At 47.0% G+C, this 21,816-nt stretch carries 24 protein-coding genes and 2 tRNA genes; 22 read left to right on the top strand and 4 right to left on the bottom strand.

Annotated features, from left to right (window positions below):
* Positions 1–57: 57 nt before the first annotated feature.
* The 20 genes from H6849_00605 (at position 58) to H6849_00510 (ending at position 18,043) form a co-directional block, all read left to right on the top strand.
* Positions 58–1,158, top strand: coding sequence for a site-2 protease family protein (locus H6849_00605; GenBank protein ID USO01543.1), 1,101 nt, complete (start codon positions 58–60; stop codon positions 1,156–1,158).
* Positions 1,159–1,177: 19 nt separating this feature from the next.
* Positions 1,178–3,448, top strand: coding sequence for an outer membrane protein assembly factor BamA (bamA, locus tag H6849_00600; GenBank protein USO01542.1), 2,271 nt, complete (start codon positions 1,178–1,180; stop codon positions 3,446–3,448).
* 88 nt (positions 3,449–3,536) lie between these two features.
* Positions 3,537–4,010, top strand: coding sequence for an OmpH family outer membrane protein (locus H6849_00595; protein USO01541.1), 474 nt, complete (start codon positions 3,537–3,539; stop codon positions 4,008–4,010).
* Positions 4,010–5,062, top strand: a complete 1,053-nt coding sequence (gene lpxD, locus H6849_00590; protein ID USO01540.1) for a UDP-3-O-(3-hydroxymyristoyl)glucosamine N-acyltransferase — start codon at positions 4,010–4,012, stop codon at positions 5,060–5,062. The genes H6849_00595 and lpxD overlap by 1 nt, the downstream gene beginning before the upstream one ends.
* Positions 5,063–5,077: 15 nt before the next feature.
* Positions 5,078–5,566, top strand: coding sequence for a 3-hydroxyacyl-ACP dehydratase FabZ (fabZ, locus tag H6849_00585; GenBank protein ID USO01539.1), 489 nt, complete (start codon positions 5,078–5,080; stop codon positions 5,564–5,566).
* Positions 5,563–6,381, top strand: a complete 819-nt coding sequence (gene lpxA, locus H6849_00580) for an acyl-ACP--UDP-N-acetylglucosamine O-acyltransferase (protein USO01538.1) — start codon at positions 5,563–5,565, stop codon at positions 6,379–6,381. Before fabZ ends, lpxA begins: the two co-directional genes overlap by 4 nt.
* Positions 6,382–6,387: 6 nt before the next feature.
* Entirely contained in the window at positions 6,388–7,200 is an 813-nt protein-coding gene (gene lpxI / locus H6849_00575; protein USO01537.1) for a UDP-2,3-diacylglucosamine diphosphatase LpxI, read from the top strand.
* A gap of 2 nt (positions 7,201–7,202) precedes the next feature.
* Positions 7,203–8,348, top strand: coding sequence for a lipid-A-disaccharide synthase (gene lpxB, locus H6849_00570; GenBank protein USO01536.1), 1,146 nt, complete (start codon positions 7,203–7,205; stop codon positions 8,346–8,348).
* Between the two features lie 53 nt (positions 8,349–8,401).
* Positions 8,402–8,478, top strand: a tRNA-Pro gene (locus H6849_00565).
* 26 nt (positions 8,479–8,504) lie between these two features.
* Positions 8,505–8,864, top strand: coding sequence for a divalent-cation tolerance protein CutA (locus H6849_00560; GenBank protein ID USO01535.1), 360 nt, complete (start codon positions 8,505–8,507; stop codon positions 8,862–8,864).
* Between the two features lie 5 nt (positions 8,865–8,869).
* Positions 8,870–9,781 carry a class I fructose-bisphosphate aldolase gene (locus H6849_00555; protein USO01534.1) on the top strand — a complete coding sequence of 304 codons (912 nt, stop codon included), beginning with the start codon at positions 8,870–8,872 and terminating at the stop codon, positions 9,779–9,781.
* 4 nt (positions 9,782–9,785) lie between these two features.
* On the top strand, positions 9,786–11,726 hold the full coding sequence (gene thrS / locus H6849_00550) for a threonine--tRNA ligase (protein USO01533.1): 1,941 nt from the start codon (positions 9,786–9,788) through the stop codon (positions 11,724–11,726).
* 13 nt (positions 11,727–11,739) lie between these two features.
* Positions 11,740–12,285, top strand: coding sequence for a translation initiation factor IF-3 (gene infC / locus H6849_00545; protein USO01887.1), 546 nt, complete (start codon positions 11,740–11,742; stop codon positions 12,283–12,285).
* Between the two features lie 210 nt (positions 12,286–12,495).
* A complete protein-coding gene (ffh, locus tag H6849_00540; GenBank protein ID USO01886.1) occupies positions 12,496–13,839 on the top strand; it encodes a signal recognition particle protein in 1,344 nt (447 codons plus the stop codon).
* A gap of 24 nt (positions 13,840–13,863) precedes the next feature.
* Positions 13,864–14,340 (top strand): 30S ribosomal protein S16, encoded by a 477-nt coding sequence (gene rpsP, locus H6849_00535; protein USO01532.1) that lies wholly within the window; start codon positions 13,864–13,866, stop codon positions 14,338–14,340.
* 9 nt (positions 14,341–14,349) lie between these two features.
* A complete protein-coding gene (rimM, locus tag H6849_00530) occupies positions 14,350–14,898 on the top strand; it encodes a 16S rRNA processing protein RimM (GenBank protein USO01531.1) in 549 nt (182 codons plus the stop codon).
* Position 14,899: 1 nt separating this feature from the next.
* Entirely contained in the window at positions 14,900–15,613 is a 714-nt protein-coding gene (gene trmD, locus H6849_00525) for a tRNA (guanosine(37)-N1)-methyltransferase TrmD (protein USO01530.1), read from the top strand.
* Positions 15,610–15,990: a 50S ribosomal protein L19 gene (gene rplS / locus H6849_00520; protein ID USO01529.1), complete on the top strand. Its 381-nt coding sequence runs from the start codon at positions 15,610–15,612 to the stop codon at positions 15,988–15,990. The genes trmD and rplS overlap by 4 nt, the downstream gene beginning before the upstream one ends.
* 83 nt (positions 15,991–16,073) lie before the next feature.
* Entirely contained in the window at positions 16,074–17,054 is a 981-nt protein-coding gene (pdhA, locus tag H6849_00515; GenBank protein USO01528.1) for a pyruvate dehydrogenase (acetyl-transferring) E1 component subunit alpha, read from the top strand.
* On the top strand, positions 17,054–18,043 hold the full coding sequence (locus H6849_00510) for a pyruvate dehydrogenase complex E1 component subunit beta (protein ID USO01527.1): 990 nt from the start codon (positions 17,054–17,056) through the stop codon (positions 18,041–18,043). The genes pdhA and H6849_00510 overlap by 1 nt, the downstream gene beginning before the upstream one ends.
* A 144-nt stretch (positions 18,044–18,187) precedes the next feature.
* On the opposite strand, the gene grxD is transcribed toward H6849_00510, so the two are convergent.
* The 3 genes from grxD to rpmE are packed head-to-tail and all read right to left on the bottom strand — an operon-like array spanning position 18,188 to position 19,037.
* Entirely contained in the window at positions 18,188–18,526 is a 339-nt protein-coding gene (gene grxD, locus H6849_00505) for a Grx4 family monothiol glutaredoxin (GenBank protein ID USO01526.1), read from the bottom strand.
* Complete coding sequence (locus H6849_00500; GenBank protein USO01885.1) at positions 18,519–18,764, bottom strand: BolA/IbaG family iron-sulfur metabolism protein; 246 nt, start codon at positions 18,762–18,764, stop codon at positions 18,519–18,521. The genes grxD and H6849_00500 overlap by 8 nt, the downstream gene beginning before the upstream one ends.
* Positions 18,765–18,812: 48 nt before the next feature.
* Positions 18,813–19,037, bottom strand: coding sequence for a 50S ribosomal protein L31 (gene rpmE / locus H6849_00495; protein ID USO01884.1), 225 nt, complete (start codon positions 19,035–19,037; stop codon positions 18,813–18,815).
* Positions 19,038–19,164: 127 nt separating this feature from the next.
* On the opposite strand from rpmE, the gene H6849_00490 reads away from it, so the two are divergent.
* Positions 19,165–19,240 (top strand) — tRNA-Lys (locus H6849_00490).
* 121 nt (positions 19,241–19,361) lie between these two features.
* Positions 19,362–20,972: an ABC transporter ATP-binding protein gene (locus tag H6849_00485; GenBank protein ID USO01525.1), complete on the top strand. Its 1,611-nt coding sequence runs from the start codon at positions 19,362–19,364 to the stop codon at positions 20,970–20,972.
* A gap of 177 nt (positions 20,973–21,149) precedes the next feature.
* Here H6849_00485 and H6849_00480 read toward each other — a convergent pair whose 3' ends face one another.
* The gene (locus tag H6849_00480; GenBank protein ID USO01524.1) at positions 21,150–21,707 is read right to left on the bottom strand and encodes a hypothetical protein; all 558 of its coding nucleotides are present in this window, start codon (positions 21,705–21,707) and stop codon (positions 21,150–21,152) included.
* Positions 21,708–21,816 lie beyond the last annotated feature (109 nt).

The following is a 21,816-nucleotide window of genomic DNA, read 5'->3' as shown; positions in this document are numbered from 1 at the left end:
TGCACTTACTGAGATTATGTGTAAGTTTTTGGAGTATTTAGAGAAAAGGCCATGCAAGTGACAAGTGTAATTTTAAGTGTTTTGCCGTTCCTGTTGGTGCTTACGACGCTGGTTTTTGTTCATGAGTTAGGACACTACTGGGTGGCGCGCCGCCATGGTGTACACGTAGAGACATTCTCGATTGGTTTTGGCCCCGAACTGTGGGGATGGACAGATAAAAATCAAACACGCTGGCGTCTTTCTATGTTTCCGCTGGGTGGTTATGTGCGTATGCTGAGCGATGAAGATAATGCCAGCAATAGTTCGCCAGAGGCACTGAAAGCCCTGACCCCAGAGCAGTTGGCAGGTGCCTTGCACGCAAAAACACCCTGGCAGCGCATTCAAGTTGCCGCTGCTGGTCCTCTTGCGAACTATCTGTTTGCGATTTTTCTGATGTGGGGCCTTATGCTTGCTTCTGGCGAACCGGTTTCGAACCCTGATCCTGTTGTTGGGCGTGTGCTTGTAGGCAGTGCTGCTGATCAGGGGGGGCTGCGTGCAGGCGATCGTATCCTTGCCATCGATGGTCGGGCTGTGGACACCTTTATCCAGATGTCAGAGATTATTAGGAGTAAGCCTGAAACAAAAGTGAATATTCAGGTAATGCGTAATCACGCAGAACTCATCCTAAATACCACGCCCTCATCGATGGATGTGACAGCTGCTGGGAGTTCGACGAAAGTAGGTGTTTTGGGCGTTGAGCCTCAGCAAATATTCCATCAACACACCGTTGTTTCCTCTGGGTTGCGTGCGTGTGAGCGTGTTGTAGCCCTAACTGTCGCGAGTTTTTCGGCTATTTCTCAAATGATTTTTGGGGAGCGCTCAACACGGGAGCTTGTGGGTCCCTTGGGTATTGCGAAGAAAGTGGCCGAACTTGCACATACACAGCTGACCAGTGTTCTGTGGGCGATGGCTTTTTTGTCTGTTAGTCTTGGTTTTATTAATATCCTCCCTATACCGCTTCTTGATGGTGGGCAGATAGTAATGTATGCCGCTGAGATGGTGAATGGCGCTCCTTTTTCAGAGCGCGTACAAACCATTATTGGGTATGTGGGGCTTGTTGTTGTGGGGTTGCTTTTCTTTGTGAGTACTTCCAATGACGTCGTGCGATTTTTAGGATAATTCAGAGAGTAGGTTTCGAATGGTGGGAGTTATAAAGCATATTTTTGTTGCGGCGTTGGTGGCTTGCTCAACAGTAAGTGCAATGCGTGTTGATGCAATAGTGATTGAAGGCAATAAGCGCATTGATAAGGCTACGATTGAGTCTTACCTGAAAATAGAGGTTGGAAAAGATCATACCAATGATGCTCTTAATGATGGCCTAAAGCGTCTTTATCAGACTAATTTTTTTGCGGATGCCAAACTTGATGTCAAAAATAACAAACTCCACATTGTTGTTGTGGAGAACCCTCTTGTAAACCGTGTTGCGATTGAGGGTAATAATCAGATAGAAGATAAAGTTATTACGCCTCGGCTAGATCTTAAGCCGCGTCAGGTGTATACACTGGCGCGCGTGAAGCACGATGCGCAAATTATCCAGGATTTATATCGACTGAAGGGATACTTTGCGGCCGTTGTGACTCCAAAAGTCGTTCGTAAGGAGCAAAATCGTGTGGATGTTGTTTTTGAAGTTAAGGAAGGAAAGGCAACAGCTATCCGTAAAATCGCCTTCAATGGTAATCGCGCTTTTGGCACATCCAAGCTTGAGTCTGTTATTCAAACAAAGGAGACGCGCTGGTATCGTTTCTTTACTTCTGAAGATAACTACGATCCCGAACGTTTGGGGTATGATCGCGAGTTGTTGCGAAAATTTTATCTGGAGCATGGTTATATCGATTTTAAGGTTACGTCTGCTATTGCGGAACTGACGCCGGATCATAAAGACTTTTTTATCACCTTTACCCTGGATGAGGGTGGGCGTTATGCGATTGGGGATCTTTTGGCACGATGTGTGATTAAAGGTGTGACGCCTGAGGAACTTTTGAAGGTTGCAACCTTCAAAAAAGGAGATTGGTATAGTGCTCGCAGGGTGAATGATACAGTGATTAAGATCTCTAACTATCTTGGGAATAAAGGGTTTGCATTTGTTGATGTCAATCCAGAAATTAAAAAGAAAGATGGTAGAGTTGTTGATATCACTTTCGAAGTTTCTGAGGGTCCCAGTGTTTATATTGATCAGATCATTATTAAGGGGAATCATCGCACCAATGGGGATGTGATTCGTCGAGAGATGCTGGTCTTTGAAGGAGATCCCTACAATGCGGCAAAAATTCGTGAATCTGAGCGCCGTATTAAGAATCTTGGGTATTTTAAAAAGATTGAGATCCAGCGCGAAGCCTCTGACCAGCAAGATAAAGTAAATCTTATCGTGGATGTCGATGAAAAACCATCAACGGGTGAGTTTACCTTTATGTTTGGATATAATACCCAACAGGGAGTTATTGGTGGAATTTCTGCTGCAGAACGCAACCTGTTTGGCGAAGGAAAATTCCTGGGCGTTGGCTTGCAGGGTGGTAAGCGAAGCCAGGATATTACTCTTGACTATTCCCACCCAAACTTTACCAATCGTCCGATTGTTGCTGGTATACGCTTAAATATGGGACTTGAGAAAAGCGTGGGTACTGTGGGAACGCACCACAAGGGGTATCGTAACCAAAGCCTAGGTTCTGAAATTTACATGAGCTATGAGTTGATGACTGATCTTTATCAAACTGTTACGTACGGGATTAGCCAAGATAAGCGCAGAAACAACAATCAGTCAGAAGTTTCAAGCTTTATCCGTGCGGAACCTTCGCACATTGTTCGCTCCTATGTAGATCAGGAGCTTTTATGGGATAAAACGGATGATCGCAATGAGCCCACTGAGGGATATAGTATTAGCTTTTCTAACCGCTTCTACGGCCTTGGAGGGGATGCCAATCATCTTCGCAATCAATGTGGAGCGAGCTTTTATCATCCCATCTATGAGCAAGTCATTCTGCACCTGAATGCTCGTGGTGGTATAATCGCTAAGATGGGCAAGCGTGTTTTAAGCGCGGATAGATTCACTCTTGGCGGCTATAACTTCCGTGGGTTTGAGTTTGATGGTATTACAGTGCGCGATAAGTTGCGTCCGGATTATTCCTTGGGGGGATATAAGTACTACGCGGGATCTGCAGAGGTAACAATGCCTGTTCCGGGGGTCCCTGATGACCTAGGAATGAAGTTTAAAACGTTTATGGATGCAGGAACAGTGTGGGATGGTGGGTATAATAAAACCCTTGTGCACGATAGCTCTGCGCTCCGTTTGACTGCTGGATTTGGTCTGGGTGTTCGTACACCCATGGGTAACATTGAGGTGACCTTTGCGTGGCCTGTGCGCCGGAAATCAGGTGATGAAAGCCGCTCATTCTTGCTCAAGTTTGGTAACTAGAGGATTTTATCACGTGTCACCATACGCGAATATCTTGTGCCGATTTTGGGGCGTTTTTCATGGTCTTATCCTGGTGTGGTGTGTTTTTATGTCACCAGTTTCCGCTTCACGCGTGGGTGTTGTAGACTACGATAAGATCTTGTCAGAGGCGACTCCATTTGTTGATGCGGCTAAAGTGTTTAGCGAAAAGCGTGATCAGTTTTATAAGGAGTTAGGGGAGCTTGAAAAAACGCTCTCTGTGGAAAATAAAGCGCTTATGTCTTTGCGGAAATCTGACCCTCAGAAATTTCCAGAAGCACAAGAAGCCTTTGAGAAAAAATTAAAAGCGGCGCATGAAAAACTGAGTGCGCGCAAAAAAACGCTTGTTTCTCTTGCAGAAAAAGAACAGAGTCAGGCGCATATGTTATTTCAAAAAGCCCTTAAGCGCGTTGCTGAGCAAAACAATATTCAGCTGATTTTGCCCACCAATATGATGTCAACAACCTTTGTTTTGTATAGTGATCAGAAACTTGATCTGACGAATCAGGTGATTGCAATTTTAGGCACAAAGGAGGCACCGTAATGCCGCACCCCCGCTTTTATGCTAAAAATAGAACGTTTACACTCCAGGGTGTGGCAGATTTTATTGGCGGTGATTTGTGCCAAGGAAGTGTTCGCCAGGCTTCTTTGACACAGGTGGTCAATCGTCTGGCTTCGTTGAGTGATGCTGAGAATTGCGACATCACTTTTCTGCACAATGCACGCTATGTCCCCTCCCTTAATGATGCGAAAGCTCTGGCTTGCATAACAGATAAAACCTTCATTGGAGGAGGGGAGCCCAAAATCCCTTGTATTTTTCATCCGCAACCCTACCGTGCGTTTGCAAAGCTCGCGGCCTGCTTTTATGCGCCTCATCCTCGTGATTTGCGGCCACGTGTTCAGAACCCTGAAGGGGCATGGGTTCATCCGGGCGCAAAAGTTTCCCCACAAGCAACTCTTTCTCCCGGTGTTGTGATCCAAGAAAATGTTATAATTGGTTCAGGCACACACATTGGTGCGCACACTGTCATTGAGAGTGGCGTTACTATTGGTGAAAACTGCTCTATCGGATCGCATGTCTCGTTGCAGTTTGCGACGCTTGGGGACGGTGTGTCCTTGAGTGCTGGTGTAAAAATTGGGCAAGCAGGGTTCGGCTTCGTCATGGATGAAAAAGGGCATGTATCCGTTCCGCAATTGGGGCAGGTAATTATTGAGAATCATGTTGATATTGGGGCGGGGACAACTATTGATCGTGGAACGCTTACGGATACAATCATCGGTGAGGGAACGCGTATTGATAACTTGGTGCAGATTGGTCATGGTGTGCAGATGGGCCGCGGTTGTGTGGTTGTTGCTCAGGTCGGAATCGCAGGTAGTTGTATTCTTGAGGACCATGTGATTATTGGAGGCCAAGCAGGTATTGCGGGGCACATTCGTATCGGAAAAGGTGCGCGTATAGCGGCAAAAAGTGGGGTAATGAAAGATATTGCCCCGGGTCAAACTGTTGCAGGATTACCAGCTGTTCCAGTGACTCAATGGCATCGACAGACTGTGACGCTTGCGCAGATGGCGGCGCCTAAGCCTGTTTGTAAATAGGAGAAAAGTGCAATAATGCGTGAGAATATAAGTTTGTCAGCGGAGAAAAAACAAGAGGCACCTGTAACGTTGGGAGTCCAAGATATTAAGAAACTGATCCCTCATCGTTATCCGATGTTATTAGTGGATTGTGTGGAGATTGTGCAAAAAAGCACAGAAGGTCTGGGAATTAAGAACGTTACGGTTAACGAACCTTACTTTGCTGGACACTTTCCTGATACCCCTATTATGCCAGGTGTTCTCATTGTAGAAGCAATGGCACAAACAGCCGGTGTGATCGTCATTCATGGCATGGATACAGCAGACCAACAAAAGATGGTATACTTTTTATCCATTGAGGATGCAAGGTTCCGCAAACCTGTTTTGCCCGGTGATGCGTTAATGCTCCATGTGACAAAAAAGCAAGAACGATTCAATGTTTGGCGTTTCAAAGGTGTCGCAAAAGTAAAAAATATTGTCCATGCAGAAGCCACGTTTACAGCGATGATTGCGAATAAAAAATGATCCAACCTTTTTCTAATCCCCCGGAAAATTCTGTGACTATTCACCCCACTGCTATTATTGCCCCTGGCGCACGCCTTGGTGAAAATGTTCAAATAGGCCCTTACTGTGTTCTTGGTGCGCGCGTGACCCTTGGTGATAATGTTCGCCTGCATAGCCACGTTGTGATCGAGGGTAATACAGAAATTGGTGAGGGAACTGAGATATTTCCCTTTGCTTCGATCGGCCATGTGACCCAGGACCTTAAGTATTCTGGTGAAGATTCGCTTTTGATTATCGGCAAGAACAACAAGATTCGTGAATATGCAACGCTTCAAGGTGGCACACAAACTGGGATAATGAAAACAGTTGTGGGTGATAACTGTTTATTGATGGCCAGCACACACGTGGCCCACGATTGTCTTGTTGGAAACAATGTGATTCTGGCCAATAATGCAACACTTGCTGGCCATGTGGAAGTTGGGGATAATGTGAATATTGGTGGCCTCAGTGGCATCCATCAATTTGTAAAAATTGGATCCCATGCGATTATTGGAGGGCTTTCAGCCGTGGAAAGTGATGTCATCCCATTTGGCTTGGTGAAGGGAGACCGTGCTTTTTTGAGTGGTCTCAATATTATCGGTTTACGCCGGAGAGGATTTACGCGGGAACGCATTGATACTCTTATGTGGGCATACGAAGAGATTTTCCGAGGCGTTGGAACCCGTCAAGAGCGTATTGATAACCTGAAAAAATCCCACCAAGATTCCCCGGACATCAATATGCTGATTGCGTTTGTTGAAAAATCAACGCGTGGATTATGTGTGCCGCGGGGGTAGTCGATCGTGACAAAAGTTTATGCGCTTTTAGGAGGAGGAGGTTTGCTGCCCGCGTCGTGGGCGGAACTATTGACCCGTCAGAAAAATACGTTCCTGCCTATTGGGTTCGCAGGGGTTTCGGATAAGACCTTTGTCACGCAGTATTCCCCCAGAATTTTTCGTTTGGGTGCCATTCAAAAAATTATTCATTATCTCAAAAATCAAGGTGTCACACATGTGATGATGGTGGGTTATTTTACCCGCCCCACGCTCTTTTCCTTGCTTCCCGACTGGAAAGGGTTTTTGTGGTTGCTGACGCTCATGAAGCAAAGAGGCGATGACAGCTATTTGCGTTGCCTGATTCGCTTGCTTGAAGCAGAAGGTTTTCAGGTGTGTTCTCCCGAAGATATTTCCGATGATGACTTGACCCTTTTACCGGCATGTTATACGCACGTAATGCCGTCAGCATCCCAACGGGCGTCCATTGCCCGAGGGATAGAGGTCTTGGCTGCATTGAGTCCTGTAGATGTAGGTCAAGCTGTCGTTGTGAACAATCAGCATGTTCTTGGTATAGAAGCTGTTGAGGGAACGCAGGGTTTGCTTTCTCGTTGTGCTTTATACCTTGAGGCAAAAGGTGCGGTTCTTGTGAAGTGTGCAAAAGCAGGGCAGGATCTTCGGCTGGATCGTCCTACTATTGGGCCAGATACAATTGATCAGTTGGTTGCTGCCGGTTTTGCGGGTGTGGCTGTTCAAGCCAGGTGTTGTTATGTCATCGATGCACAAAAAACACTTGAAAAAGCAAATGAGTCTGGAGTTTTTGTGTGCGCGGTGGATGTGTGAAAATGCCCCTTGTGTACGTCATTGCAGGAGAAAATTCCGGAGATGTTCTGGGTGCATCCTATGTGCGCTCTTTAAAAAAAATATACGGAAATAATCTACGTTTTCGAGGTGTTGGGGGTGAAGAAATGCGGGAAGAGGGTGTAGACATCCTCTTTGATGCTAAACAATTAAGCTACTTTGGTATTGCGGAAGTCGTTCGGCATTTTGTCACAATTATCCGTTTACGTGCACGTATTCTTGCCGATATTCGTTCGCATAGACCAGATTTTTTGCTCACCATTGATTTGCCCGATTTTAATTTTTCTATAGGAAAATGGGCAAAAAAAAATGGCATTCCTGTGGTGCATGTAGGTGCTCCTACTGTGTGGGCTTGGCGTGCGCAGCGCGCGCATAAAGTAGCCCAGTTTCTTGATGGGTTGGCGTGTTTATTTCCTTTTGAGCCCCCTTATTTTACGAAATATGGCCTGAATGCGGAGTTCTTGGGTCATCCAAGTGTCGCAAAAAAACAATGTGACCCTGAGTCTTTGGTAAGAAACTATGGTCTTATGGGGAAAATGTGCATTTGTCTCTTGCCTGGTAGCCGCGCTAGTGAAATTGAGCGCTTAGGTCCTCTTTTGTGTGATGTAGCTTTGCGGCTGGCCGCTGATGACTCACGGGTGCACTTTTTGCTTCCCATAGCGGCAGGACACCATGATCAGGTGCGAAAAAACTTTGTGCGGTGTGGTGATCGGATTACCTTTGTTCCTCCTCATAAGCGCTATGAGGCCATGACGGCCTCTGTATGTGCGCTGGCGGCATCGGGGACGGTGACTCTTGAGCTTGCGATGTGTCAAACGCCTATGGTTGTTTTGTACAAAGTCCATGCACTCACAGCACTATTCGCGCGTTGGTTGGTGTATGCCCCTTATGCTGCGCTTCCAAATATCATCAGTGGACATAGTATTGTACAGGAGTTTATCCAAAATCAATGCACAGCTACGCGTGTATATGAAGAAGCACGAAAGCTTATGGACGATGCCTCGTACCGTTCTGAAATGAAAAAAAACCTATCTCAGGTACGTGAGCGTCTTAGTATTTCGGACGAACTTCATGCCCGACGCCTTCGGAAAATCTGCGATTTTTTTATGCTTAAGAAAAAAGCAGAGTGAAAAACACCTTGTGCAATGCGTGGGAGATCAGTATAGTTCTGGAACAAAGAGTTCGGAGCGTAGCGCAGCCTGGTAGCGCACCACGCTGGGGGTGTGGGGGTCGTGGGTTCGAATCCCGCCGCTCCGACCATGTTAAAAATGGATGTAAGTGACCTAATGTTTGAACAATACGACGATCATACGTTTGAGTTTGTTTATGTAACCTTTCCAAATCTTACAGAGGCCACACGGGTTGCTCAGGATGTTATCGCAAACAATCTAGCAGCGTGCGTGAATATCATTCCTGGTGTTCTGTCAATTTTCCGGGACGGGGACAGTATTCAAAAAAAACCAGAAGCTATTTTTGTCGCTAAAACCCGCGCAGAAATTCGCTCTATTTTGCAGGAATACATCATTGCTAACCATCCTTATGCTGTGCCTAGTTTGGTTGTGTTGCCCATACGGGACGGCCACCCTGATTTTTTTGAGTGGATTATCCAAAAAACAGGCGACGCGTCAATAAAAGAAAGCAATTAGAGCTCATGTCACAGGCGATACGCACGATTCTCGGCAAATATGAAGGTGAAAACCCTGGTTGCAAGGCCAAGCTTTACACAATGATGAACCATGGCAAGCTTGCTGGTACGGGGCGTATGGTTATCTATCCTGTGGATCAGGGCTTTGAGCATGGACCAGGGCGCTCCTTTGGCATGAATCCATCTGCCTATGATCCTCATTTCCACTATAAACTAGCGATTGACAGTGGTGTTTCTGCCTTTGCGGCTCCTTTGGGATTGCTGGAGGCGGGGGCGGATAGCTTTGCTGGCTCTGTGCCGTTGATTCTCAAAATAAATAGTGGGAATACGTTAACAAAGCCCTACGGTGGTAGTGATCAAGCGGTTACATCCGCCGTAGCAGATGCCTTGCGCCTGGGGTGTGTTGGGGTGGGTTTCACGATTTACCCTGGTTCTGATGTGACCTATGATATGTTTGAGGAAGTAAGGGACATTATTGCTGATGCAAAAGCAGCAGGTCTTGCCGTGATTGTTTGGTCATATACCCGAGGAAACATGTCTAAAGAGGGTGAAACAGCCATTGATGTAGTTTCTTATGGTGCGCATATGGCTTGTTTGTTGGGTGCGCACGTTGTAAAGGTAAAGCTTCCTACGGCACATCTTGAAAAAACGGAAGCCAAGTACGTATACCAGGATCAAAAAATTGCCATTGATACGCTGGCTGATCGGGTGGGCCATGTGGTGGACTCCTGTTTTGCAGGACGGCGCATGGTAATTTTCTCAGGGGGTGCAAAAGCTGATGACGCTGCTGTTCTAGCCGATGCACGAGCGATTCGCCAAGGTGGGGGGAATGGATCCATTATTGGCCGCAACTGTTTCCAGAGGCCTTACAAGGAAGCGATGACCCTTTTGGATCAAATAATCCAGGTTTATACATAAGATAATGTCCTCACAGGTTCATATTACCCTTCCTGACAGCACGGTTCGTTCCTTTCCACGAGCGGTAACGGGGCATGATATCGCTGCATCCATCAGTGCTGGTCTTGGGAAAAAAGCCGTTCTTATGGAAGTTGACGGGGTCTTGTGTGATCTGACTCGTCCACTCCTACAGAATGCACGGGTGCGTATTGTGACTCGCACGGATCCTGAGGCCCTTGAGGTTATTCGGCATGATGCGGCGCATATGTTGGCACAGGCAGTCAAAGAGCTGTATCCAGAAACGCAAATCACTATTGGTCCTGCCATCGCGGAGGGATTTTATTACGATATTTACCGCAAGGAACCGCTCTCATCGGATGACCTTCTGGCAATTGAGGCTCGCATGCATGAATTGGTGCAAGCGGATATACCAATTGTTCGTGAAGCGTGGAGTCGGGATGATGCGGTGGTTTTTTTCAAGAGTATCGGGGAAAAATTTAAAGCTGAGATTATTGAGGATATCCCTGCGGATCAGGTTATTACTCTGTACCGACAGGGCAGTTTTATTGACCTGTGTCGCGGGCCACACCTTCCGTCAACGCGCCACGTGGGTCGTGCCTTTAAGTTGATGAAAATTGCCGGCGCATACTGGCGGGGCGACGCAAAAAACACCATGCTGCAACGGATTTATGGCACAGCATGGGCGGAGGAGGCGCATCTTAAAGCGTATCTCCATCGCTTAGAGGAGGCTGAAAAGCGAGATCACCGCAAGCTTGCCAAGGATCTTGATCTTTTCCACCTTCAGGAGGAAGCCGCTGGGAGTGTGTTCTGGCACCCAAAGGGTTGGACAATTTACCGATTGCTAGAAACGTTCATGCGTACGCGCCTTGAGGAACAAGGCTATGTTGAGGTGAAAACACCGCAACTTGTGGATCGTTCTTTGTGGGAGGCGTCTGGCCACTGGGAAAAGTTTGGTGAAAACATGTTTGTGGTGGAGGCTGCTGACAACCGAACGCTTGCCATTAAGCCCATGAACTGTCCTTGTCATGTGCAGATTTTTCGCCAGGGTATCAAAAGTTATCGTGACCTTCCCATTCGCATGGCGGAGTTTGGGTCTTGTCATCGGTATGAGCCATCAGGGGCTCTCCAGGGGATTATGCGCGTTCGAGCGTTCACGCAAGATGATGCCCATATTTTTTGTACGCCAGAGCAAATTACAGCAGAAACAAAAAGCTTTTGTCACCTCCTTCTGGGGATCTACAGAGACTTTGGCTTTGACGAGGTAATGGTGAAGTTTTCCGATCGCCCTGAAAAGCGAGCGGGATCAGATGCTGTGTGGGATCAAGCGGAAAATGCCTTGAAAACAGCGTCCACAGAAGCTGGCCTTACCTACGTTCTTAACCCTGGCGAGGGGGCCTTTTACGGACCCAAGCTTGAGTTTGTTCTCAAGGATGCAATTGGACGCGAGTGGCAGTGTGGCACTCTGCAGGTTGACTTTGTCCTGCCGGAGCGTCTGCAGGCATCGTATATTGATGAAGAAGGCAACAAACAGCGCCCTGTTATGTTGCACCGTGCAATTTTTGGTTCATTTGAGCGATTTATTGGCATTTTGATTGAGCACTATGCAGGAAAGTTTCCTTTGTGGTTGTCGCCGACTCAGGTTGTGGTTGCTCCTATTACCGACGCCTTTAATCAATACGCGAGCGAACTTATCGCAGACTTGCGTGCCAAAGGGTTTCGCGCATCCGCGGACTTGCGGAATGAGAAGATAAGTTATAAGATCCGCGAGTTGAGCAATCAGAAGATCCCGTTGATTCTTGTTGTTGGGAAGCGTGAGTACGATGATCGTAGTGTCGCTGTGCGAACGCTAGGATCTCAAAATCAGCAGGTCATGACGGTTGTTGATTTTGTAGCAACCTATAAACCACAGATTACCATGCCGGAATCTGAGAATATAAAAAAATGAAGGAGAATTGATCATACGACGCCCAGACGCAAATCCTCGCCGGGATAATACAAATGAGCACAAGATTAATCATGAAATTCAGCATCTTCAAGTCCGCTTGATTGACCAAGAGGGAGAAATGCTTGGGATTGTGAGTGCCAAGCAGGCTATGGAAAAGGCCATCCAGGCGGGTCTTGATCTTGTTGAGATTTCTCCAAATGCGGATCCCCCTGTGTGTAAAGTGCTGGACTATGGTAAATTTAAATACCACGAACAAAAGAAAAAAGCTGAAGCCAAAAAGAATCAAAAAATTGTTCACGTGAAAGAAGTAAAAGTTCGCCCTTATATCGAGGACAATGACTATCAGGTGAAAAAGCGCAATATTGAGCGATTTCTGGCAGATGGCGATAAAGTCAAGATTTCCATGCGTTTCCGGGGGCGTGAAATGTCACGGAAGGAAGTTGGTCAGCGAATTTTTGATCGCATTCGTTCTGAACTGGGTGAAGAGGTCAAAATCGAACGTGAGCCCAAAATGGAGGGGATGCAGATGATTATGATTATTTCCCCCAAGGGTGTATGATTCTTCTTAGAAGAACTAAAGGACTTTCAAGAGGTGACGTGGTGTTCGCCGGCTTTTCGTCCAAAACAGTCGGGTCTCACCCTTAACTAAAGTACATTGGCGTTGACTTCTGGGAGATGATCAGCTATATGTATACCAACTTACAAGAACCGCGAGTCGACGAGTTTCGTCCACTGGCGCTTTTTGTTGTGGATTTGTGGAGAATGCATTCTGTTTGAGAGTTTAACAAAGCGCCTGTCTGGTATATTCGCAGGAATTCGTGACAAGGGCATGTTGCGTGAGGATGACGTACGTGTTGTATTGCGGGAAATTCGCGTGGCACTCCTAGAGGCGGACGTTGCGTTGAGTGTTGCCAAGGACATTGTTGGGCGAGTCCAGAACAAAGCAATAGGCACTGCGCTTATTGACAGTGTTAGTCCTGGCCAGCAGGTGATTAAGATTGTTCATGACACATTGCTGGAAATTTTGGGGGAGGCAGAGTCTCTCTACACCAAGGGATCGCCGCCCCTGGTATACTTGATTGCGGGACTTCAAGGATCTGGAAAAACAACGTTTACGGCAAAGCTTGGGGTGTGGCTTCATGAAAAACACACCAAAAAAGTTATGGTTGCGTCATTGGATGTGTATCGCCCGGCTGCCCAGGAACAGCTGACCATTCTTGCAACGCAAAATAACCTGTCTGTTTTGTCTGTTGTGGTGGGTGAAAAGCCTGAGGCTATCGCTGCTCGTGCTATTGACGAAGCCACACGTCAAGGTATGGATATGGTGATTTTGGATACAGCGGGACGTCTGCAAGTGGACGAAGCTATGATGTCTGAGCTTGCACTGATAAAAAAAACAACACAGCCCCAAGAGACACTTCTTGTGGTTGATGCGATGTCCGGTCAAGATGCTGTAAATGTGGGTGATGTGTTCCACAAGAAAGTTGGCGTTAGTGGCATTGTGCTGAGTCGTATCGATGGTGATGCGCGCGGGGGTGCTGCTTTATCGATGCGCCAGGTTACGGGCCAGCCTATTAAATTTCTCAGTCGTGGTGAGCGCATTCATGAGCTTGAGTTATATGACCCAAAGCGTTTGGCTGATCGTATTCTTGATAAAGGAGATGTTGTTTCTCTGGTCGAGCGAGCGATTGAGAGTGTTGATGCTGAAGCCCGACAACGCATGGAAGCCAATATCCGCAAGGGTCGCTTTGATATGAATATGTTTGCGGATCAATTGCAACAAATTGGTAAAATGGGGGGATTGCAGTCAATTATGGCTCTGCTTCCGGGGATGAATGGATTAAAAGAAAAGATGACTCATGTACAGCTTGATGATCGGGATGTGCGTCAGCAACTTGCCATTATCCGGGCGATGACACCTGCTGAGCGGACTCAGCCAGATCTTCTCAATGCTTCGCGCAAACGCCGCATTGCCCGCGGTTCGGGCGTTGATGTGGCGATGATTAATCGTCTTGTGAAACAATTTCGCCACATGAGTGACCTCACCAAGAAAATGGGTCAACAGGGTGGAAAAGGAATGCTACGCAATATGCGTGGTTTATTTGGTAAATAATGAATAAAATGAAAGGAAATAATTATGGCACTACGGTTACGATTGGCTCGTCGCGGGTCAAAGAAGCGCCCTTTTTACCACATTGTCGTTGCGGAAAACACCGCTCCACGTGATGGGTGCTTTCTTGAGAAGTTAGGATACTATAATCCCATGGTTCCTAAGGATCATGCGGATCGTCTTTCTTTGAACCAAGAGCGCATTAAGCATTGGTTGGGAACCGGTGCTCTTCCTACGGATCGTGTGGCACGTTTCTTGGGGGATGCGGGTATTACGGATAAATTCACATACGCAGAAACCCCCAAACAGTCTGCGCCAAAGGCTAAAGCACTCGCGCGTGAGAAAGAAAAAACTGATAAAGCACAAGCAGCTAAAGAGGCAGCAGCTGCCAAAATTGCAGCAGAAGAGGCAGCAAAAGCCGCAGCGGAAGCCCCCACGGAAGAAGTATCTGAAGGAGCATCAGCAGTGGAAGCTGCAGATGTTACAGCTGAGGCGGTTGAATAGCGCGTAACGATGGCTGATACGTATGTATGTGTGGGAAAACTCACAAAACCTCACGGTGTCCGGGGTGATATGAATCTTGTAAGTTTTACAGATCCCCCGGAAAACATTTTTACGTATGTTATGCTTTTTCGGGGAACTACTCAAGAATCAGTGTGCCAAGAACCCGTGGGTATTGTTCGCAAATCTCAGGCTAGTGCCTCATCATTTCTTGTTCGTGTGGGAGGGGTGTCTGATCGTAATGCGGCTGAAACAATGCGTAACACATCAATCTGGGTGCGACGTCAAGATATGCCGATTCTGCAAGAGGAAATGTTTTATTATGTTGATTTGATGGGATTACATGCGCACGCGCCAGGGGGAGCCGTGTTGGGCACAGTAATACACGTAGATACGTTTGGTGCCCAAACAAACCTGGAAATATGCGATGCGTCTGGAGTGAAGTACTATCTGCCATTTACGAAGGCGGCGGTTCCGTCTGTTGATAAAGAAAACGGCCTGTTGATAGCGAACCCCGATTTTTTGGTTGCGCAGAAACCATCAACGACGAAAGAGTCTTAGTATGTGGCGCTTGAGCATTGTGACTCTTTATCCGGACCTTTTTCCAGGTACGCTGGGAGCATCAATTATCGGAAAGGGGGCTGAGAAGGGCCTTTGGTCACTTGACGTACACAATATTCGCAGCTACGCAACAGATAAACACCAAACCGTTGATGATAGCCCTTTTGGTGGAGGGGCTGGTATGGTTATGCGTCCTGATGTCTTGGATGCATGCCTGCATGCTGTGGCTGAACGTAACCCGTTTGACCGACTGTTGGTGACGTCTGCGCGCGGGGTTTCTCTGACACAAGAACGAGCAGAAAATCTTGTAAAAGACAAGCATGTTGGTATCATTTGTGGCAGATTTGAAGGCATAGACCAGCGTGTTCTTGATAAATGGAAAGTCACAGAGATAAGTATCGGGGACTATGTCTTAGCTGGTGGTGAAGTGGCAGCGATGGTTATTGCAGAAAGCTGCATTCGCCTCTTGCCAAACGTGATGAATTCAGGTAATTCCTTGATGGAAGAAAGTTTTACGAATGGGCTATTGGAGTATCCTCAGTTTACGCGGCCTCAAGAATGGTCTGGTAGAGGTGTCCCCGATGTTCTCGTGAGTGGCCATCATGAAAATGTACGCAAATGGCGGTGTGCAGAATCAGAGAAAATCACACGTGAACGCCGCCCCGATTTATGGCAAGCATACCTTGCGAAAAAGAAGACAGAGGAAAAACGATGAATACTGTTGAAAAGTACAACCAAGACCAAGTGAATCAGTTAAGTGCGGCTAACCCTATTCCTGAATTTGATCCCGGTGACACTGTACGTGTATGGGTAAAAATCATCGAAGGTGAGCGTGAGCGCCAACAGGCATTTGAAGGCGTGTGTGTCGCGCGCAAAAATGATAGTATCAATTCATCATTCACCGTGCGTAAGATTTCATACGGTGAGGGCGTTGAGCGTGTGTTTCCTTTGTACTCTCCTCGTATTCGCATTGAGACGGTACGTCGTGGTGTCGTGCGTCGGGCAAAACTGTATTATTTGCGTGATCGTTCGGGTAAAAGCGCCCGTATCAAAGAGCGTCCACGCAGTGCCGCGTCATCTTTAACAAAGTAATTGCTATAGCACACACGTGAGAGGTGCCCTTGAAAGGTATGTTCGGGTATGTGTAAGGCAGAGGCCATTCTGCAGGGGGCTCTATGAATATTGATCTTAGCCACGCACGCCAGCTATACAAAGACATGCTTTTGATTCGTCGATTTGAGGAAAAAGCCTCTCAGCTTTATGGTATGGGTCATATTGCCGGTTTTTGCCATTTGTATATTGGTCAAGAGGCAGTCGTTGTTGGTGCTCAAGATGTTATGCAATCGCAAGACACTGTAATCACGGCCTATCGTGATCATGGTCATATGCTAGCATGTGGCATGGACCCTAAAGGTGTCATGGCAGAGCTGACAGGACGCCAAGCGGGATACTCAAAGGGAAAAGGTGGCTCGATGCACATGTTTTCTCGGGAGAAAAACTTTTTTGGGGGGCACGGCATCGTAGGGGCTCAAGTTTCTATTGGCACCGGTATGGCGTTTGCACACAAATATAAACAGGATAATGGTGTTTGTCTGACGTATTTTGGGGATGGTGCAGCAAACCAAGGTCAGGTATATGAATCGTTTAATATGGCTTCTTTGTGGGGTCTTCCGGTTCTTTATATTATTGAAAACAATGGATATGCTATGGGCACATCCACGTTGCGTGGCTGTGCAAATGATGAAAAAATGCACACGCGCGGCGAGCCTTTTGGTATTCAGGGGATCCAAGTGGATGGCATGGATGTTTTGGCTGTTCGAGATGCCGTCAGTAGGGCGCTACACACGGTTCGCACAAATATGTTTCCTATGATTGTTGAGGTTCGTACCTATCGTTACCGTGGGCACTCTATGTCTGACCCGGCCGGTTACCGTTCGAAGGAGGAAGTAACCGAGGTTAAAACAACATCCGATCCTCTTGCAAACTTTAAAGAGCAGATGCGCGTAGCATTTTCCATGAAGACTGATGACCTCAAGGATATTGAGAATGAAGTCCGTGACCACATGAAAGAGGTTGCAGAATTTGCGATCACAGCGCCTGAGCCAGACGCCGGTGAATTGATGACGGATATTTTGATTGAAGAGGAGGCGCGCTGATGGCACTGCATACGATGACCGTGCGTGAGGCTCTGCGTGCAGCGATGGCAGAAGAAATGCTGCGTGATAAGGATGTGTTTATTCTCGGAGAGGAAGTCGCCCAGTACAACGGTGCCTATAAAGTGACGCAGGGGTTGCTCGAACAGTTTGGTGAAACCCGTGTGATTGATACCCCTATAACTGAGCACGGCTTTGCAGGTCTTGGTGTGGGCGCGGCTTTTTTAAAGCTTCGACCTATCGTTGAGTTTATGACATTCAATTTCGCCATGCAAGCAATTGATCAAATTGTTAACTCAGCGGCAAAAACCCTTTATATGTCAGGGGGGCAAATGGGTTGTCCCATCGTATTTCGTGGTCCTAACGGTGCGGCAAGTCGTGTTGGTGCCCAACATTCTCAGTGCTATGCGAGTTGGTATGCACACTGTCCGGGTCTGCGCGTGGTATCTCCCTATTCGGCAGGCCGTGCAAAAGCCCTGTTAAAGTCTGCTATACGTGATCCAAATCCTGTCATTTTTCTTGAAAACGAGCTTATGTATGGTCAATCCTTTGATGACGTTAGTGATGATACGGATGCTTGTGAACCCTTAGGAAAAGCCCGCGTTGTACGCGAGGGCACTGATGTAACGCTTGTTTCATTTTCAATTATGGTGGGCAAGGCTTTAAAAGCGGCAGACATCCTTGCACAAGAGGGTATTTCAGCAGAAGTCATTGACCTCCAATCTATTCGTCCTCTGGATGTGGAAACGATTATCCGATCTGTCCAAAAAACGAATCGTCTTGTATCGTGTGAGGAGGGTTTCCCCTTTGCTGGTGTGGGGGCGGAGATTGCAGCGCAAATCATGCAGGAGGCTTTCGATTTTCTTGATGCGCCAGTCGTCCGTGTGACAAGTAAGGATGTGCCTCTTCCGTATGCGGCGAATTTAGAGGCGCTGGCCTTGCCTCAAATTAAAGACATAGCCGACGCAAGTAAGCAGGTTTTATACCGCTAGGTGTGCTGGTTAAGGCCCACATTTATGAAAGTGATTCGCTTTTATGTATGTTTTTCAAAAACACATCAAAGGAATTAAACATTCATTTTTTCTTGGATCAAGGGACGAAATATACCAGAGAGGTTCTGCGCAGTGTCAGAAAAATTAAGCCGCTACAGGGGTAATGTTTTTTTCCGCAAAATAATTGCTTAATTCCTCAGATTCAAACATTTCGCGCACAATATCCGCACCCCCAATGAACTCTCCTTTGGCATAGAGTTGTGGAATTGTTGGCCAATCGGAAAAGATCTTGATGCCCTCGCGAATCTCAGAGTTCTGTAACACATCCACAGCATGAAAAGGAATACGAAGGCGGTTTAATGCTTGGACTACGTAACCAGAAAAACCACACATGGGAAACTGTGCTGATCCCTTCATAAAGAGGACAACATCATGGCTGGTAATGATTTCTTGTATAGAGGCTTTCAGTGATTCATCAAGCATGTGAGCTTCCTTCAGTCTGCGTTGTGATCGATAGGGCATGGATGGTAGTTCCCACATGATGTCCCAGGGCTGTATAGACACGTTTATGCTGTGCAGGCCGAGAGAGCCCTGAAAATGAAGGGCTTACAACAGTAATGGCATAGTGATTTTGGTCACCACGCAAATCGGTGATTGTCACCTGGGCATCTGGGATGCCGCGCATTACCATATCAACGATATCATTGGCTGGCATGGGCATGTACGCAGTTCCTTCTACCATGGTTTCCCCAAAAAGACGAGGACTGACTTATGATTTAATCCCAAGGTCTTTAAAGCGATTGCGGAACTTAGCGAGCTGTCCACCGCTGTCAATTAACCGATGGACACCTGTCCATGCTGGGTGAGATGTTGGGTCAATATCCAGACGCATAACATCGCCTTCTTTGCCCCATGTGGATCGTGTTTCAAACTCAGTACCGTCGGTCATCACAACCTTGATGGTGTGGTAATTGGGGTGAATGCCTTTTTTCATACGTAACTCATGATGAATATATTTACGCATGGTATAGCGAATTCCTCAGAAAATTGCAAGGTGTCTCCGCAATTAAAAAAATGGGTCGACAATTCCTTGTTGATTTGGTATTCCCATCTACATTGTGGGGCGATTAGCTCAGTTGGTAGAGCAGCTGACTCTTAATCAGCGGGTCACAGGTTCGAGCCCTGTATCGCCCACCACGTATGTGTTTCTTGGGTCAAGAAACACGGATATGTCACGCATATATTGAGGGTTTATCCATTCACACAGATATTTAAGACGTTACCTACACGACCAATTATTGACCTCTACAGGGGCGTTTTGTCGTCACAAGGGGCGTCCTTTTTCTGGCGATGGCTTCTGTGTGTTTCAATCATTGTTGGTGAAATCGGTGTCGCAACGGCTATACCTTATGCATTCAAATATATTCTGAATCTGTCACCAGAAACGCACGGTGTTCTTGTTCCTTTTTTGCTTGTGGTAAACTATGGCATCCTAAAAGCCATGCGCGATATTTTGAGCAGTGTGAATGACATTGTATTTTTTCCTATCACGAACTATATAATCCGAGCAGTCCGATTGCAGGTGTTGATGCATGTACATCGCCTGAGTCTTGAAAAGCGCCGCGCTCTTGCCCTCTCGGATGTGATTTCCGCGATGCGCCGTGTCAGTCAAAGCACACGAACATTATTGCGGATTGGCGTTTTGCAAATCATCCCTTCCGCAGGAAAATTTGTGGCTGTTTCTGTTTTTTTTGTGACAATGGGGCTTGTTGTCTTTCCCTATCTTATGGGTGTATCCCTTGTGTGTGTGGTGCTTGTGAAAGCCCTTCCTCACTATCGGCGGGTGCGCAAAAAAGCTTGGAATGCTTCGGATACATTTGTACGTGATGCAACGGATAGTCTTTTGCAAAATGAGCATACCCGCACAAATCTTACGTTTGAAATGACACGTTTGGCGAATATGGCGGATAATGAAGCGGCGATATGGCAGGCAACGAATACGTCCAGTAATTTGCTGCAAATAGCTCTGCATGTGGCAAAAGCGATATGGTTTACAAGCGTTCTGGGCACAGGGATGTATCTTGTTCTGTGCGGGGAAATCTCTCAGGGTACTTTTATCCTTATTCACGGACAGCTTCTGGTTGTGTTGATGCCCTTGAGTAACCTGATGCGTGATGGACGCCAAGTGACAGAAAGTATGACTGACCTTGAGCAAGTTGTGCGCATTCTTTCCATTACGAGCGATGGCGGTTCTGCCATCTCTCGGATTTCTCAGGATGCATTGGTGGCGGTGGAAGGAATATCTTTTGCCTATGGCAAAACGCAGGTCTTAAGAGGCTGTCGGTTGCGGATAGCTGAGGGAGAGACATACCTCATCAAGGGAACAAATGGATCAGGTAAATCAACGCTTGTAAATATTATAGCTGGTGTTCTATCGCCGACACAAGGCACTGTAACTTATCGTTCGGATACCCGGTTGATGTATATCCCTCAGGATGTCAGTTTGTACCATGGGTCACTTCTTTTTAATGTAACGCTGGGGGATCCACAGATTTCCTTGGATACTGTGCATAATGCGTTGCGTGATGTAGGGCTTGAGGAATTTATCGGGCCTCAAGAGCGTTTGCATGCCCTTGTGGGAGACTTGGGTATGGTGCTTTCGGGAGGTCAGCGTGCACGTCTTTGGTTGGCGAGAGCGTTGGTTTATAAACCGAATGTCCTGGTTCTTGATGAAACGCTTGATAGTATTGACCAGCAGGCACGCTTAGCTTTACTGGGTCTGTTGCACAGATGCGTAGGAACGTTGGTGATGACATCCCACCATCCAGACGTAGAGGCCTATACCAGTAATACCATGGATCTTGACAAAGCGCACACGGAGCATCTAAGTCAAACACCCCATCCCAGCAGAGAAAAAGCAATTATTTGATCATATGCGCCTCAAGCGAGAAGGACATGCAAAGATAATGCCTTAATCACCAGAATGTTCCTGTATCGTCACTATAAGCAGTACGTCAGTCTAAGCAACGTTTTGGGGGGCAGGTGATGTCTGCGAACAGTTGGTTGTGAATCATTGCTGTGCAGAGGGGTGTCTTTGTGGATTTTCTTAGACTTCAGAAGGAAAATCAATAACAGCGTGTTGCGTATCCCAAAGGCTGTGCTCGAGGCACTCTTCCGCATAGGCATCATCGCTATCCATAAGAGGGTAGACAAAGCCTGTGGGGTGATTGTGAGGGCTAAGGTGCCCTAGAAGACTGGATACAGGATCGTCATCTCTGCGAAAGTACGGGGCGTAGTATGCACCTGTTTCGAGTGTGTATCCTTCGCATGACTCAAATCTGGCACGGATGTCAGCAGTGGTTTGCTCGCAGTATAGGTCATGTACAGTCTGTCCCGTGCGTGTGAAGGGATCTTTTGGGAAAGCTTTGTGATAACGTAGGGTGTGATAAGGGGGTTGGGGGAGAGATGTCTGAACCGAGAAAAATCCTTCTTGCGCGGCTTTGATAATCAAGGTTTTGAGGGTTTTGGCACCCTTGTTGCCATTTCCCCGTGTGTGCAGAGAAAAAACATTCGAAATAATAGTCGCCATTCGCTCCCTTGCAACAATTGTCTCTGGATCAGTATACGCATGAATACAATTAATGAAAAGAGGGCGTTTTCTCATGATCACAAATGAAAGAATGCTGGGACCACTGCTTTTGTGTAGAGGGCTTAGGAGGAGGGCAGCAGCACCTATTTCTAGCAGTGTGCGTGCATCTTGTTGGAGGTATTTT

This window comes from Alphaproteobacteria bacterium, from assembly GCA_023898725.1.
Taxonomy (GTDB): Bacteria; Pseudomonadota; Alphaproteobacteria; order JAUHZC01; family JAUHZC01.
The sequence above is the reverse complement of the archived record's forward strand: the minus strand, read 5'-3'. Positions and strand labels throughout refer to the sequence as shown.

What these genes read in the sequence shown, in the direction of transcription:
- bamA (USO01542.1), top strand. Translation starts at nt 1,178, where the DNA reads ATGGTGGGAGTTATAAAGCATATTTTTGTTGCGGCGTTGGTGGCTTGC.
- H6849_00595 (USO01541.1), top strand. Translation starts at nt 3,537, where the DNA reads ATGTCACCAGTTTCCGCTTCACGCGTGGGTGTTGTAGACTACGATAAG.
- lpxD (USO01540.1), top strand. Translation starts at nt 4,010, where the DNA reads ATGCCGCACCCCCGCTTTTATGCTAAAAATAGAACGTTTACACTCCAG.
- fabZ (USO01539.1), top strand. Translation starts at nt 5,078, where the DNA reads ATGCGTGAGAATATAAGTTTGTCAGCGGAGAAAAAACAAGAGGCACCT.
- lpxA (USO01538.1), top strand. Translation starts at nt 5,563, where the DNA reads ATGATCCAACCTTTTTCTAATCCCCCGGAAAATTCTGTGACTATTCAC.
- lpxB (USO01536.1), top strand. Translation starts at nt 7,203, where the DNA reads ATGCCCCTTGTGTACGTCATTGCAGGAGAAAATTCCGGAGATGTTCTG.
- H6849_00560 (USO01535.1), top strand. Translation starts at nt 8,505, where the DNA reads ATGTTTGAACAATACGACGATCATACGTTTGAGTTTGTTTATGTAACC.
- H6849_00555 (USO01534.1), top strand. Translation starts at nt 8,870, where the DNA reads ATGTCACAGGCGATACGCACGATTCTCGGCAAATATGAAGGTGAAAAC.
- thrS (USO01533.1), top strand. Translation starts at nt 9,786, where the DNA reads ATGTCCTCACAGGTTCATATTACCCTTCCTGACAGCACGGTTCGTTCC.
- rpsP (USO01532.1), top strand. Translation starts at nt 13,864, where the DNA reads ATGGCACTACGGTTACGATTGGCTCGTCGCGGGTCAAAGAAGCGCCCT.
- rimM (USO01531.1), top strand. Translation starts at nt 14,350, where the DNA reads ATGGCTGATACGTATGTATGTGTGGGAAAACTCACAAAACCTCACGGT.
- trmD (USO01530.1), top strand. Translation starts at nt 14,900, where the DNA reads ATGTGGCGCTTGAGCATTGTGACTCTTTATCCGGACCTTTTTCCAGGT.
- rplS (USO01529.1), top strand. Translation starts at nt 15,610, where the DNA reads ATGAATACTGTTGAAAAGTACAACCAAGACCAAGTGAATCAGTTAAGT.
- pdhA (USO01528.1), top strand. Translation starts at nt 16,074, where the DNA reads ATGAATATTGATCTTAGCCACGCACGCCAGCTATACAAAGACATGCTT.
- H6849_00510 (USO01527.1), top strand. Translation starts at nt 17,054, where the DNA reads ATGGCACTGCATACGATGACCGTGCGTGAGGCTCTGCGTGCAGCGATG.
- grxD (USO01526.1), bottom strand. Translation starts at nt 18,526, where the DNA reads ATGCTTGATGAATCACTGAAAGCCTCTATACAAGAAATCATTACCAGC.
- H6849_00500 (USO01885.1), bottom strand. Translation starts at nt 18,764, where the DNA reads ATGCCCATGCCAGCCAATGATATCGTTGATATGGTAATGCGCGGCATC.
- rpmE (USO01884.1), bottom strand. Translation starts at nt 19,037, where the DNA reads ATGAAAAAAGGCATTCACCCCAATTACCACACCATCAAGGTTGTGATG.
- H6849_00480 (USO01524.1), bottom strand. Translation starts at nt 21,707, where the DNA reads ATGAGAAAACGCCCTCTTTTCATTAATTGTATTCATGCGTATACTGAT.